This window comes from Nocardiopsis sp. NPDC055824 (genome assembly GCF_053616335.1).
Window position 1 is genome coordinate 1 of record NZ_JBSHDN010000176.1, and the last position, 13286, is coordinate 13286.

Here is a 13286-nt window from a genome sequence, read left to right on the forward strand (position 1 = left end):
TCGCCCGCTGGGAAAAAGACGGCCGCCTCGCCTCGGTCAAAACCCTCGGCGGACACCGCCGCTACCCCCGCACCCAGCTCCACACCCTGCTCGACGCACGCCCCGACCACGGACGCCTCCTCCAGACCCTCCAAGAAGCCCGCGACCTGGCCACCGACACCGGAGCCCACACCACCGCCGCACACATCGACGACCTCATCACCACCCTGCACACACAGGACGAGAAGCTTCGGCGAACACCCGGCACATGACAGGCATGCCGCCCGCGTCCGCAGGAACCGCCCCGTGCGCCACCTCGGCAACGCACGGGGTTTCGGTCCTCGACCAGCGAGTTTGAGGCCCCCGCAGAAGGGCCGTTCCGCATGAGCACCACACCTGACGGGTACCGGCGGACCATGATCCTCTGCCCTACATGCGGCACCCCAGCCGTCCGAGTTCACCGCTCCCCCAGGTACTCGGCCCTGCCCGGCTCCGAACCGGGCGCGTTCTCCCACGCACGCGCCCGGTACGAGCCGTGCGGCCACGAGGTGCCGGGCGCCGACGTCGCCACCGGGGAGGAAGCCGTCGAAGCGGACCCTGCCCGAAACGCTCCCTCCGAGGAGATCGCGCGGGTGGCGGAGGCCGGCGTGCCCGCGCTCGACCACCTGGTGCCGGACGGCATGAGGATCATCCGACGGGCGGCGGGGTTCGTGCGCGGAGGCCCGGACCTGGACGCGGACCGGGTCCGCGCGGTGGCGTCCGCCTACGAGGACGAGGACGACCTCCCCGACCTGATCCTGTGGATGACCCCGGAGGAGGCCCGCACCGCGGGGTTCAGTCCGCCGCCCGAATCGGTGGAGTGCCTGGTACGGGTGTCGTGGAGCCCCGCCTCGGACGGCTGAGCCGCCCGGCGGGGAGCGGAGCGGCCTGCCCGCGGGGCCCGGTCGCGCCGTGGCGGCGGGGCCGGGACGGCGACCACCGGGGAGCGGACCGACGCGGCCCCCTCGCGACCGCGGTCAGGAGAGCGGTCGGCACCCCGCGCCCGTGGCGTCCGCACGGTCGGCCGACGGGGTGATCTCCTCGCAGGCGTACTTCGTGCCGACCTCCTCGGAGTGCATCTCCCCCGGGCTGGACTCCCCATTGCTCTCGCAGTCCGTCCCCTCGGCCACGGCTCTCGCCTCGTCGAAGACGATCCGGGCGCAGGTGTGGATGGCCGCGGCGTGCGCGGACGCAGCCGGCGCGGCGCCGCACAGCAGGACGAGGGTCAGAGTGGTGGCGAAACGACGCATGACTACCTTCCGTTCCCTTTTATTACCCCAGGTAGTTGAGCCTCTCCCGAATGGAGGAGCGCAAACAATCGGGAACGCCAGATCCGGAGGGCCGTGCCCCCGGAGCTCGGCCGGCAGACGATGCGCGGGGCCTGGTCACGGCATGGGGCGGCAACCCCCGGGCCGCCGCGGCCCGGGGACACCCCGCGCCTGACCGGGCGGAGGCCGGCGGCCGGACCCGGCCGTCCCGGAGCGCGAGGCACGGCGGGGACGCGCTCCGCGTCCGGCGGGGCGGCCCGGCGAGGCAGTCGGCCCGCCGCCGGACCGCCGCCGGGCCTCCCCGCTCAGGCCCTCGCGCCCGGCCGCACCCCGTGCTCGCGGGCGACGGCCTCCTGCACCCTCCGGTCGGCGTCGAGGGCGCGGCAGACCTGTTCCAGGGTCGAGTTCAGCTCCGCCAGTCCCGTACGGACGAGGGCGCGCGCCTCGGCGGTCACCGCGAGGTCGATGTGCACCTCCTCGTCCTCGCACTCCCGCAGGTGCCGTTGGGCGGCTTCGACCCGTACGGCGTCCCTGGCGTCGAAGGCCCTGACCAGCTCCCTGCGGGCGGAGGCGACCCGGGTCCGGGCCCACTGCTGGGCGGCGTCGAGATCAGCCAGCCGTGCCTGGTGCACGGTGCGCTCCGCGAAGACCACGGCGCTGGCTTCGTAGACGGCGCGCCACAGTGCTTGGGCCGTGGCGTGGAGTTCTTTCACGTGGGGTTCGGGCTGACGGTTGCTCATGTCCTTTTTCACGGGTCTCAGTCGGGTGTGGGGGATGCGGGGTTGCTCCGTTCCGGGGAGAGGGACGACGGGGTGCGGCTCCGGGCGGGACGAGGGGTTGCGTCGGACCGCGGACAGGCCGCGGCACAGCACTCCATCGACACTCAGAGTGATCGTCATATTACCAATTGGAGTAATGCCTGGGTAACGCGCACCCCAAGAAGGGTTGCGCCGAGCAGACGCACGGGAGTCAGGCCCCACGGAGAGCCCACCGCCCGGCCGCTCCCGCACTTGCAAAGCGGACCGCCAGTCCGTATGTTTTAAACGGACCCACGGTCCGAATACATCGAGCGAGAGGGAGGACACCCGTGTCCGCACCGACTTCCCCGGCGGATCTCCGCCGCCACGGCCTGCGGCTCCTGCTGGACAAGGACATCGCCGCATGGGTCGCCCTGTGGGCCGAGGACGGCCTCATGGAGTTCCCCTTCGCCCCCGAGGGATGGCCGAAGCGCCTGGAGGGCAGGGATGCCGTCGCCGCGTACATGAGCCGCTACCCGGACCACATCGACCTGCACGACTTCCCCGAGCTGCGGATCCACCTGACCGCCGAGCCCGAGACCGTCGTGGCCGAGATGCGCGGCGTCGGCCGCCTGGTGGAGAGCGGGAGCCCCTTCGACATGACCTACATCGCCGTCGTGACGGCCCGGGACGGGCTCATCTCCTCCTACCGCGACTACTGGAACCCCCTCGCCGTCCTCGAAACCGGCGCCGACTTCACCGGGAGCAGCCGATGACCGCCACCTCCACCACCCTGGTCATCGGCGCCACCGGCACCACCGGCAGCCGCACCGCCGCCCGGCTGGCGGCCGCCGGACACCGCGTCAGGGCCGCGAGCCGCCGCGGCGCCCCGGTCCCCGGCGCGGAACCGGTCCGCTTCGACTGGTACGACCCCGCCACCCACGCCGCCGCGCTCGGCGGCGCCGACCGCGTCTACCTCGTCCCGCCTGTGGGCGACCCCGATCCGGCGGCGGTCATGCTGCCGTTCCTCCGGCTGGCCCGCGCCTGCGGCGTGCGCCGCGCGGTGCTCCTCAGCTCCTCGGCCGTCCCCGAGGACGGCCCCGCGGTGGGACAGGTGCACCGCGCCCTGCCCGACCTGTTCGGGCAGTGGGCGGTGCTGCGGCCCTCGTGGTTCATGCAGAACTTCACCGGCACACACGTGCACGCCGCCGGCATCCGCGAGGAGGGCGTCATCCGGACCGCCACGGGCGACGGCAGGATCGGCTTCGTCGACGCCGAGGACATCGCGGCCGTCGCCGCCCGTGCCCTGACCGACGCACACGCCCCCGACACCGATCTCGTCCTCACCGGGCCGGAGGCGCTCAGCCACGACGACATCGCCGCGGCCGTCACCGGGGTCACCGGCCGGCCCGTGGAGCACCGCCGCCTGACCCGCGAGCAGATGCGCGACCTCCTCTCGGCGCAGATGCCGCCCGCGTTCGCCGCGTTGCTGGCCGACATGGACCACGCCATCTCCGAGGGGGCGGAGGACCGCGTCACCGACACCGTCCTGCGCGTCACCGGACGGCCCCCGGGCTCCTTCCGCGCCCTCCTCGAACGGGAGGCGGAACGGCGCGGCTGAGACCGCGGACGCGGCGGACCGCCGGGCTCCCGCGCCCACCGCGTCGTCCGGCTCCCCGCCCTCGGGCAGCGTCACGCGGCCCATCCGTTTGACAGCGTCATCCGTATGGGGGACCGTAGTTCACGTGACACCGTCACATGAATTGTCCGCGGACGATGTCCGCGCGCGCCGCCCGTCCGGGCTGCCCACCGCCTCCGGAACAGCACCGGTGGGCGCGGGCGAACCGTGTGCGGCGCCGCGTCGGCCGGCTCGGGCGGGCAGGACCATCCGAACAGGAGACACGAACCCATGGCGCCTCCGCCCAACGACCTCCCCGACCTCACGGGCCGCACCGTCGTCGTCACCGGGACGACCTCCGGCCTCGGCCTCGCCCTCTCCGGTGCGCTGGCGGGGGCCGGGGCCCGGCTCCTGATGACCGTTCGCGACGCCCGGCGCGGAGAGGCGGCCGTCGAGCGGGTGCGGGCAGGAATCGACGGCCCGGGATCGGCCGAGGCCGTTCTGCTCGACCTGGCCGACCTCGACTCGGTGCGCGCCGCCGCCGCCGACATCCGGGAACGCACCGGGGACCGGGTCGACGTGCTGGTCAACAACGCCGCCGTGTCGCTCGGACCGCACGAACGGACCCGCGACGGGTTCGAGCTGCAGATCGGGACCAACCACCTCGGTCCGGCCGCGCTGACCTGGCTGCTGATGCCCGCGTTGCGGTCGGCCGGGACCCCGGGGCGGCCCTCCCGGGTGGTGACGACGTCGAGCCTGGGACACCGCACCGGCGGACTCGACCTCACCGACCTGCACTGGGAGCGCCGGCGCTACTCGCCGACGCGCGCCTACGGGGCCTCCAAGCTCGCGAACCTGCTGTTCGCCGCCGAGCTCGACCGACGGCTGCGACGCGCCGACGACCCCGTGCTGTCGGTCGCCGCCCACCCGGGGCTGACCACCTCGGAGCTGCTGAACAACGCCCTCGCCCGCGGGGGCACGTGGAAGGACCGCCTGTTCGTGCTGCCGGACCGCTACCTCTCCCAGCCGGTCGCCGCCGGGATCGGCCCCCAGCTGCTCGCGGCCACCGGGCCGGTCCCCGGCGGCAGCTACCTGGGCCCGACGGGGCCGTTCGAGACCCGCGGTCCGGCCGGTCCCGCCCGCCGGTCGGCGACCGCGCGGGACACCGTGCTCGCGGGCGGGCTGTGGCAGGCCACGGCCTCCGCAACCGGCATCGCCCCGGACCCCGACCCCGGTCCCACGGTCGGTGCGTGACGACGACTCGACCGGCCCCGCCGCACGCAGAGGGCTCGCGGTGGCGCCGCATCGGCTCTCCGCGGAGCCCATGCGCAGTGCCCGGGCCGCGCCGGACACGGGTCGCCCCTCCCGCGACGGCGCGCCACGGGAGGGCTCCGGTGCCGGACCCTCCGGGACCTCCGGGTCCCCGGGGGTCCGGCCTTCCGCTCCGCGGCGCTACTTGGGCCAGTAGAAGACGTCCGCGGTGGCCGACACGATCGTCGCGGCGGTGTCGCCCTGCTGGGCCAGGCGCACCCGCACCCGCCGCCCCTTGGCCAGGTTGCCCTTCCACGTGTAGGTGAAGTGGCCGTTCCCCCCGGCCTGCACGGGGCTGTCGACCGGCCGGTTGCGGGCGTACCGCCACCCGCCGTCGCCGTCCGGCTCGTACTCGGTGGCGCGGATCTGCACCTCCGCACCGGCGGACAGGTCGCTGATGGTCACCCCCACGGAGAAGTCGTAGAGGGCGCCGTCCGGCTCGTTGACGCCGACGAGGCTGTACAGGCTGCCGGTGGAGGTGCCGCCGTGGTCGGCGTCGACCACGGTCTCGAACTCCAGCGACGTCCACTCGCCGGGGGTGAGGGTCTGGGCCCGGTCCTTCTCGAAGCGGCGGTGTCGGGGCATGTCGTCTTCCTCTCGGGGGCGGGGGAGGTCGCGGGCGTCCCGGCCGAGGTGCTGTCGTCCGGAGCGCGTCGGCACTCCCCGTGGGATACGGGTCGGGAGCGTGGCAGCGGTGGCCGGACGCCTCGCGGAAGGGGGAGGCGCCGGGTCGCGCCGGCCGTCGGCGGTGGCCGCGGACGGCGTCTGTGCGGAGCGGGGGTCACCGACCGCCGGGGGCAGGGGGCGGTACGTCGCGGAAGGGGTGTCCGCCGGGCCGGGCGGCCCGGGGCGGGGCGGACCCGCCCCTACGGAAAGTACCCGCGGGAGCACGCAACGAACACCCGTCGTCCGTCCGGTCCGCGGCGACGGGCAGGCCGCCGTCCGGAGAACGGGCGTCCCGGGGCTTCGCCGTCCCTGTTCCCGTCCCGGTCCCCGTGTCGCGACGGGGCGGCCGTGGCCTTCACCCCCGTCCGCGGAACGGGATCCTCTACCCTGTGCTACTTTGTAGCGGTACCTAATGACACGTAGTACCAAGGAGAGGCCGGAGGGCTCCGCGATGGACGACCTGACGGAGATGCTGAAGGGCACGCTCGAGGGCTGTGTGCTGGAGATCATCGGCGGCGAGGAGACCTACGGCTACGCCATCACGCGGCGGCTGAACGAACTCGGCTTCGCCGACGTCGTCGAGGGGACGGTCTACACCATCCTCCTGCGGCTGGAGAGGAACGGGCTCGTCCAGGTGACCAAACGACCGTCCGGGATGGGGCCGCCGCGCAAGTTCTACGCGCTCAACGACGCGGGGCGCGCGGAACTCGCGACGTTCTGGGCGAAGTGGGAGTACCTCTCCTCACGCGTCGACGAGCTCAGGAAGGGTGGGAGATGAACCTCTGGGAGACCATGACGGGCAGCGACCTCACGAGGGAGTGGAAGGCGTTCGAGGTCCGGGCCGAGGCGTTGCCGGACGGCCACCGGGCGGCGTGGGAGCAGATCAAGGCCCACCTCTTCCCCTACTCGGACTTCACCGGCCGCAACCTGGTGCCGATCCTCGACAACGCCCTGGGGCTGCTCGAGGAGACGGCGGCGGACGGGCAGGACATCCATGACGTGCTGGGCGACGACATCGCGGGCTTCTGCGCGGCACTGGCCGGCGGAGAGGGGTCCCGGAACCACCGCGACCGGTGGCGCGAGCAGTTGAACCGCAACGTCGCAAGGAAACTGGGCAGGCTGGGAGGCTGACGTGGGCGTCCAGGACATCATCGAGGGCAAGAGGCAGTGGCGGGCGCACGTGGCGCGGGTCAAGGCGCTTCCGCCGGACTACCGGATCGTCTACAAGGAGATCCAGAGGTACTTCTTCAAGGTCGGACCGGTCGACCTGGCCGACGGTGACCTGCTTCCGGGGATCGTCGAGTTCTTCGAGGAGGGCGCCGCGGCCGGCAAGGGGGTCCTGGAACTCATCGGCGACGACGTCGCCGCCTTCTGCGACGACCTGGTCAAGGACTCGCGCACCTACGCGGACCTCTACCAGGAGTCCGTCGGCGAGGGGTCCGGCACGGCCGGGCAGGGGGGCGGTCCCGGAGGGGGCCGCGGCTGAGCCCTCCGCCGCGGCCCCGGACGGGTGCGGCAGCGGCCCTGCGGTCCCCGGGGGCGCGCCCGGCCCAGGGGCACGGGCCCCGTGCCCCTTCGTGGGCAGGCCGCGGGGACGGCGCAGGCCCCCGCAGCGCGAACGCACGCACGGGACCCCGGAGGGCACGGTGCGCGGGGCCCGGACGGCCCGGGGCGGGGCGGGCGTGCCGCGCCCGCCCCGGGGGCTCAGCCGAAGTGGTGCGCGGGCGCGGCGGGGACCTCCACCGGCAGCGCGAACACCGCGCCGTCGCCGGTCCCCGGGTCCGTGAGGCCCACGGTCGCGGAGGTGACCATGAGCACGGGCTCATCGTCCCCGACCACGCACACGCTGGTGGGCTGCGCGGCGGGCACCTCCACCACCCGGTCCAGCGTGCCGTCGGGCGCGTAGCGGTGCACGCGCCCCCCGCCCCAGACCGCGACCCACAGGTGCCCCTCGGCGTCGACCTGCATGCCGTCCGGGCTGCCCTCCCCGACGCGGGCCAGCACGGTCCGCTCCCCGGGCAGGCCCTCGGCGTCCAGTGCGTAGGCGTCGATGCGCCCCTCCGCGCTGTCGGCCAGGTACATCACCGAGCCGTCCGGGGCGAAGGCGGGGCCGTTGGGCACGGTGTAGCCGTCCAGGACGCGGGTGACCCCTCCGGCGGGGTCGGCCCGGTAGAGCGACCCGGCACCGGGGGTGCCGTCGTAGGCCATGGACCCCGCCCAGAACCGTCCGTGCGGGTCGCAGCAGCCGTCGTTCATGCGCATCGGCGTGGCCGCGCCGTCCTCGGGGCGGCCCAGCCACTCCACGGCGGCGGAACCGCCGCCGGTGCCCGTCAGCAGGGCGATGCCGGTGCCCGCCGCCGCCACGAGCGCGCCGGCGCGGTGCCGGACCGGGGCGACCGCGCCCAGGGGGACGTCGAGGGCCGCGAGCTCGTGGGCGGGCCCCGGGTCCCCGGGGGCCAGTCTCAGCAGGCGGCCCCGGAGGATGTCCACCATGAGCAGGTCGCCGCCGACCCAGCGCAGCCCCTCCCCGAGCTCGAAGCGGTCCTCGCTCCAGACACTGACCACCGGTTCCATCGGTCCCCCTACCATTCCGCGAAAGATCCGTCCTCGTGACTCCACACCGGCGGACGCCACCGGTGCCCCACCCGGTCGGCGCGGCGCACCGCGTCCTCGTCCACCTCCACTCCGAGCCCGGGGGCGTCCGTACGGTGGATGTTCCCGTCCGGGAAGGCGAAGACTCCGGCGTCCACGACGTAGTCGAGCATTTCGGCGTCCTTGTTGTAGTGGATGCCGATGCTCTGTTCCTGGATGAGGAAGTTGGGGGTGGCGAAGGCGACCTGGAGGCTGGCGGCCAGGGCGACCGGGCCCAGCGGGCAGTGCGGGGCGAGCACCGCGTCGAAGGTCTCGGCCAGGGAGGCGATGCGCCGCACCTCGGAGATGCCGCCGGCGTGGGACAGGTCGGGCTGGGCCACCGCGATCCCGGCCTGGAGCGCGGGCAGGAAGTCGGTCCTGCTGTACAGGCGCTCGCCCGTGGCGATCGGCACCGGGCTGCACCGGACGATGTCGGGGAGCAGGTGCCCGTACTCGGGCAGGAGCGGCTCCTCCACGAACATGGGGCGCAGCGGCTCCAGCAGCGGCAGGACACGGCGGGCGGTGGCGGCGTTGAACCGGCCGTGGAAGTCGACCGCCACGTCGCGGTCGGGCCCGAGGACGTCGCGCACCTGGGCCAGGCGGTCCACGACGGCGTCGATCTCGCGGACGGTGGCGGAGCGGCCCATGACGCCGGAGGCGTTCATCTTCACGGCGGTGAGGCCGGACTCCACCCGCGCGGAGACCGCGTCGGCCAGCTCCGCCGGGTCGTCGCCCCCGACCCAGCCGTAGACGCGCACCCGGTCGCGGACCGGGCCGCCCAGGAGCTGGTGGACGGGGACCCCCAGGCGCTTGCCCGCGATGTCCCACAGGGCCTGGTCGAGTCCGGCGACCGCGCTGGAGAGCACGGGGCCGCCCCGGTAGAACGCGGCCTTGGTCAGGCGCTGCCAGTGGTGCTCGACGGGTGTGGGGTCCTCGCCGATGAGGAGGTCGGACAGCTCCCCGACGGCAGCCCGCACGGTCTCGGCGCGGCCCTCCACCACCGGTTCGCCCCAGCCGACGACCCCGTCGTCGGTCTCGACGCGGCACAGCAGCCACCGGGGCGGGACGAGGAACGTCTCGATGCGGGTGATCCTCACTGGGGCTTCTCCAGATCGTCGTCGTGTGCGCCTTCTCCGGTGGCGCGGAGGAGGTCCTCCCTGGCCTGGTCGAGCAGGGAGCGCATGGCCTGCTCCGCCGCGACCGGGTCGCCGGCCGCGACCGCCTCGGTGACGGCGGCGTGGCTGGGCACGGGGTCCTTGTGGGCTCCCCCGTGCACCAGGCGGTCGCGCTCGGAGAGCCCGGCCGCGAAGAAGACGTCCGTGCGTGTGTACAGCTCGTTGCGGGTGGCGGCCAGCAGGGCGCGGTGCCAGCGCAGGTCGGCGTCGGCCGCCGCCTCGGGGGTGGCCTCCCCGGACTCGGCCATGTCCGCCACGGCCGCGCGCAGCGCCGCGACGTCCTCCGCGGTCCCGCGCAGGGCGGCCAGGCGGGCGGCGGCCGGTTCGAGGGCCTCGCGGAGTTCGGCCAGGTTGCGGAAGAACACGTCCCCGGCGCCCGCCGCTATCTGCCACCTGACCACGTCGGGGTCGAGCAGGTTCCAGTCCGCGCGCGCCCGCACGAAGGTCCCCTTGCGCTGCCGGGAACCGACCAGGCCCTTGGCGGCGAGGACCTTGATCGCCTCGCGGATCGCGGTGAGGCTGAGGTCGAGTTCGTCGCTGAGTGCGGCCAGGTCGATCGTCTCGCCCTCGGCGATCCGGCCGGAGAGCACGCGCTCCCCCAGCAACCGCACGGTCTGGCCGTGGACCCCGCGCCCCGAGTAGGCCGCCATCAGTTCCTCCCCTTCCGGTGCGTCACGACGACGCCTTGTAGATACTCCACCCTCCGTCGACCGGCAGGCTCACCCCGGTGACGTAGGAGGCCTCCGCGGAGGCGAGGAAGGAGATGGCGGAGGCGACCTCCGCGGGGTCGCCGAAGCGCCGGGCGGCGGTCTGGGCGACGCTCTCGCGCCGGTCCTCCTCGTCCACCCCGTCCCAGGCGGAGGTGAGGATGGGTCCGGGCAGGACGCAGTTCACGCGCACGCTCGGGCCGTACTCGACGGCGAGCTGCCTGGTCAGTGCGGTCAGGCCGCCCTTGGTGGTGGCGTAGGCGGGGCGGCCGGGCAGCCCGAACCAGGCGTGCACGGACGACGTGAGGACGACGCTGCCCCGCTGGGCGGTGAGGTCGTCCAGGCAGGCGCGCATCCCCAGGAACGCGCCGGTGAGGTTCACCGACAGCTGGCGCTCCCAGGAGGCGAGCGTGGTCTCGTGGGCCGGGGCGACCTCGACGGTGTAGGCGTTGGACACCAGGATCCCCACCGGGCCGAACTCCGAGCGGGCGGTCCCGACCAGGCGCGCCCAGTCGCCCTCGTCGGACACGTCGGCGCGGACGGCGGCGGCCCGGCCCCCGGCCGCGCGCACGCGCTCGGCCGCCTCCTCCACACGGGGCGAGAGGTCGGCCAGCACCACCGCGGCGCCCTCGTCCGCCAGGCGGCGGGCGGTGGCCTCGCCGATGCCCTGGGCCGCGCCGGTGACCACGGCGGTGACCCCGTCGTGCCTGCTGTTCGTCATGTCACTCCTGGTCCGGGTGGTGGTCGTGGGTCCGCGCGCGGTCGGCGGACGCGGGCGTGCCGGGGCCGTGGGCGGTTCCCGGCCGGGGTCCTGCGGGCTCCCCCGCCGGGGCGCCCCCGTCGTGTGTTCCCTCCCGCAGGGCCGTGAAGACCGCGGGAGGGGACGGGTCCGCGTCCGGCCCGGTCCCGGGGCCGGACGGCTGCGACCAGTAGCCCTGCGGGGTCACCCCCAGGACGGGTCCGGCGGTCGTGCCGAAGCCGAACTCGACGGTGAGGGCGGTGCTCGCGCCCGGGGCGATGACGGTGAGCGGGCCCAGCGCCTCGCACTCGACCACCCTGTCGACGGGGCGCAGGCCGCCCAGGTGCTCCAGGGGCTGCTCGACGGGGTACTCCAGCCACACCTCGACCCGCGACCCCTCGTCGGGGTAGGCCGCGCCCTCGTCCACGGCGAAGCGCTGGGTGAGGGTGCCGGCCGCGCCCACGTGGGCCAGCCAGCCCGAGGCGGTGGGGAAGCCGACCTTGCCGACGACGTCCTGCGCGGGCACGCGCACCACCGAGGGGGTGTGCTCGGCGGTCGCGGGGTTGGCGTCGCCCGCGACCAGGGGCACGGTGTGCGGGCCCCCGCCGCGCACACCGACGTAGACCCCGTGGCCGCGCGCGTCCGCGGGCGTCCCGCCGTCCGCGCCGCCGGGTCCGTCGCCGCCGTCGATCTGGGTGACGTTCCACAGGGCCCACTCGCGCGGGACCCCGGAGGTGTTGACCGCCTCCAGCTCCAGGCGGTAGCCGGAGGCCCCCGGCTCCAGGGTCAGGCGCCGGACCAGGCGCAGCCCCGAGCGCGGGTCGTCGCCGCTGGTCATGGTGAGGGTGGCCGAGCCGTCCGGGGCCGTGGAGGTCTCGGCGGCGTAGGCCCCCGAGTCCAGGACCGGGTCGGGCGGTCCGGCCCACTGGCCGGGGCCGTCCCACCCCTGGGGCGCGGGCCACGTCTTGTCGCCGCCCACGTTGTGCCACGCGCTCATCGGCCCGCCGACCGGGCCGAGCACGACGCCCGGGAGCGGCTGGAGGTCCTCCCCCAGCAGGCGCGGGTTGCGGTACAGGTGCTCGCGCCCGAGGTGGCGGACGGACAGGATCCGCCCGCCCAGCGCGGGTGCGGCCGTCACCCTGAGCAGTCCGTTGTCGAGGACGACGAGCTCGTGCGCCCCGGAGGCGTCGCGCTCGACCGTGACGGCCCCGGTCACGACCGGTCCCCGTCCACCAGGACGACCTTGCCCCGGCTGCCGCCCGCGGCGAGCCGGTAGGCCTCGTCCGCGTCGGCCAGCGCGAAGCGGTCCGAGACCACGCGCTCGGGGCTCAGCCCCCACCGCACCAGGTTCTGCGCCAGCTCGGCCATGGCGGGCAGGGAGGTCACCCAGGACGCGTACAGGGTGAGCTGCTTGTGCAGCAGGGTGTCGGAGACCTCCGTCTCCAGGGTCCCGCCCTCGCCCACCAGGGACACGCGCCCCCACTCGGCGGCGTTCTCCAGCGCCAGGGAGCGGCCGGGGCGCGATCCGGAGCAGTCGATGACGGTGGCCGCGCCGCGTCCGCCGGTGGCGCGGCCGACCGTCTCGGCGGCCTCCTCGGGCGAGGCCAGGGCGTCGAAGACGCCGAGGCCGGCGGCCCAGTCGCGGCGCACCTGCGAGGGTTCGACGCCGATGACGCGGGCGGCGCCCATGCCGCGGCCGATCATGCCGGCGGCCAGCCCGACGGGGCCCAGTCCGACGACGAGGAGGTCGCCGTCGCCGTTGACCGAGATCCGGCGCAGCCCCTCGTAGGCGGTGCCGAACCCGCACGCGATGAGGGCCCCGTCCACGAACGACAGCTCGTCGGGGAGGGGCACGCAGGTGGACTCGTCGGCCAGCAGGTAGCGGGCGTGGCCGCCGTCGCGCTGCCACCCGTAGGCCGCGCGGGAGGGGTCGGTGCAGCTGATCATGAACCCGCGGCGGCAGTTGTCGCAGAGCCCGCAGCCGGCGATGTGGTAGACGATGACGCGGTCCCCGGCGCCGAAGCGGCGGCAGCCCGGACCCGCCTGCACGACGGTGCCGGAGGGCTCGTGGCCGGCGACCACGCCGCGGTAGGCGGGGCCGTCGACGCCCCGGTGGGTCTTGTGCTCGTGGTAGATGAACCCGATGTCGCTGCCGCAGATGCCGGACGCGCCGACCCGCAGCAGGACCTGCCCGGGGCCGGGCTCGGGCACGGGCAGGGTGTCGAGGACGGCGGTGGAGTCGCCGGGCAGGCGCACCCCGGGCATGGTGTCCGGGAGCGGTTCGGTGGTCGCGTTCATGGGTCTCCCCCGTTTCTTCGTGCGGACGGCGTACGGCCGGGGCGGTGTGGCGGGCCGCCCCGGCTCGGGTGGGGCGCCCGGGGCCCCGGGCGGCCCCGCGGCCGCTCCGCTAGGTGAG

16 protein-coding genes and 1 pseudogene are annotated in these 13286 nt (G+C 74.9%); 8 read left to right on the top strand and 9 right to left on the bottom strand.

The window, feature by feature from the left end:
• Both ACWGL3_RS25510 and ACWGL3_RS25515 read left to right on the top strand, forming a co-directional pair.
• Positions 1-251, top strand: a pseudogene (locus tag ACWGL3_RS25510) (hypothetical protein); the annotation flags it as partial.
• A gap of 111 nt (positions 252-362) precedes the next feature.
• The gene (locus ACWGL3_RS25515; protein WP_267945467.1) at positions 363-881 is read left to right on the top strand and encodes a hypothetical protein; all 519 of its coding nucleotides are present in this window, start codon (positions 363-365) and stop codon (positions 879-881) included.
• Between the two features lie 114 nt (positions 882-995).
• Here the strand turns inward: ACWGL3_RS25515 and ACWGL3_RS25520 are convergent, their stop codons facing one another.
• On the bottom strand, positions 996-1268 hold the full coding sequence (locus ACWGL3_RS25520; RefSeq protein ID WP_452461874.1) for a hypothetical protein: 273 nt from the start codon (positions 1266-1268) through the stop codon (positions 996-998).
• Between the two features lie 323 nt (positions 1269-1591).
• On the bottom strand, positions 1592-2026 hold the full coding sequence (locus ACWGL3_RS25525; protein ID WP_267945469.1) for a hypothetical protein: 435 nt from the start codon (positions 2024-2026) through the stop codon (positions 1592-1594).
• 347 nt (positions 2027-2373) lie between these two features.
• On the opposite strand from ACWGL3_RS25525, the gene ACWGL3_RS25530 reads away from it, so the two are divergent.
• The 3 genes from ACWGL3_RS25530 to ACWGL3_RS25540 all read left to right on the top strand — a co-directional run bounded on the left by ACWGL3_RS25530 (position 2374) and on the right by ACWGL3_RS25540 (position 4895).
• A complete protein-coding gene (locus ACWGL3_RS25530) occupies positions 2374-2799 on the top strand; it encodes a nuclear transport factor 2 family protein (protein ID WP_452461875.1) in 426 nt (141 codons plus the stop codon).
• A complete protein-coding gene (locus ACWGL3_RS25535) occupies positions 2796-3644 on the top strand; it encodes an NmrA family NAD(P)-binding protein (protein ID WP_452461876.1) in 849 nt (282 codons plus the stop codon). The genes ACWGL3_RS25530 and ACWGL3_RS25535 overlap by 4 nt, the downstream gene beginning before the upstream one ends.
• Positions 3645-3932: 288 nt before the next feature.
• Complete coding sequence (locus ACWGL3_RS25540) at positions 3933-4895, top strand: SDR family NAD(P)-dependent oxidoreductase (protein WP_267945472.1); 963 nt, start codon at positions 3933-3935, stop codon at positions 4893-4895.
• A gap of 198 nt (positions 4896-5093) precedes the next feature.
• Here the strand turns inward: ACWGL3_RS25540 and ACWGL3_RS25545 are convergent, their stop codons facing one another.
• A complete protein-coding gene (locus ACWGL3_RS25545; protein WP_267945473.1) occupies positions 5094-5537 on the bottom strand; it encodes a hypothetical protein in 444 nt (147 codons plus the stop codon).
• A 532-nt stretch (positions 5538-6069) separates the two neighbouring features.
• Here ACWGL3_RS25545 and ACWGL3_RS25550 point away from each other — a divergent pair.
• Genes ACWGL3_RS25550 through ACWGL3_RS25560 form a run of 3 tightly spaced genes read left to right on the top strand, consistent with a single transcriptional unit; the run spans position 6070 to position 7104 of the window.
• Positions 6070-6396, top strand: coding sequence for a PadR family transcriptional regulator (locus ACWGL3_RS25550; protein ID WP_267950435.1), 327 nt, complete (start codon positions 6070-6072; stop codon positions 6394-6396).
• Positions 6393-6749: a DUF1048 domain-containing protein gene (locus tag ACWGL3_RS25555; protein ID WP_344179356.1), complete on the top strand. Its 357-nt coding sequence runs from the start codon at positions 6393-6395 to the stop codon at positions 6747-6749. Before ACWGL3_RS25550 ends, ACWGL3_RS25555 begins: the two co-directional genes overlap by 4 nt.
• 1 nt (position 6750) lies before the next feature.
• Complete coding sequence (locus ACWGL3_RS25560) at positions 6751-7104, top strand: DUF1048 domain-containing protein (RefSeq protein ID WP_267945475.1); 354 nt, start codon at positions 6751-6753, stop codon at positions 7102-7104.
• Positions 7105-7322: 218 nt separating this feature from the next.
• Here the strand turns inward: ACWGL3_RS25560 and ACWGL3_RS25565 are convergent, their stop codons facing one another.
• The 6 genes from ACWGL3_RS25565 to ACWGL3_RS25590 are packed head-to-tail and all read right to left on the bottom strand — an operon-like array spanning position 7323 to position 13168.
• Positions 7323-8192 (bottom strand): SMP-30/gluconolactonase/LRE family protein, encoded by an 870-nt coding sequence (locus ACWGL3_RS25565; RefSeq protein ID WP_344179352.1) that lies wholly within the window; start codon positions 8190-8192, stop codon positions 7323-7325.
• 8 nt (positions 8193-8200) lie between these two features.
• Complete coding sequence (dgoD, locus tag ACWGL3_RS25570) at positions 8201-9346, bottom strand: galactonate dehydratase (protein ID WP_267945477.1); 1146 nt, start codon at positions 9344-9346, stop codon at positions 8201-8203.
• On the bottom strand, positions 9343-10074 hold the full coding sequence (locus ACWGL3_RS25575) for a FadR/GntR family transcriptional regulator (RefSeq protein ID WP_267945478.1): 732 nt from the start codon (positions 10072-10074) through the stop codon (positions 9343-9345). Before ACWGL3_RS25575 ends, dgoD begins: the two co-directional genes overlap by 4 nt.
• Before the next feature lie 22 nt (positions 10075-10096).
• Positions 10097-10852, bottom strand: a complete 756-nt coding sequence (locus ACWGL3_RS25580; RefSeq protein WP_267945479.1) for an SDR family NAD(P)-dependent oxidoreductase — start codon at positions 10850-10852, stop codon at positions 10097-10099.
• Position 10853: 1 nt separating this feature from the next.
• Complete coding sequence (locus ACWGL3_RS25585) at positions 10854-12086, bottom strand: hypothetical protein (RefSeq protein ID WP_267945480.1); 1233 nt, start codon at positions 12084-12086, stop codon at positions 10854-10856.
• A complete protein-coding gene (locus ACWGL3_RS25590) occupies positions 12083-13168 on the bottom strand; it encodes a zinc-dependent alcohol dehydrogenase family protein (RefSeq protein WP_267945481.1) in 1086 nt (361 codons plus the stop codon). Before ACWGL3_RS25590 ends, ACWGL3_RS25585 begins: the two co-directional genes overlap by 4 nt.
• Positions 13169-13286: the final 118 nt, after the last annotated feature.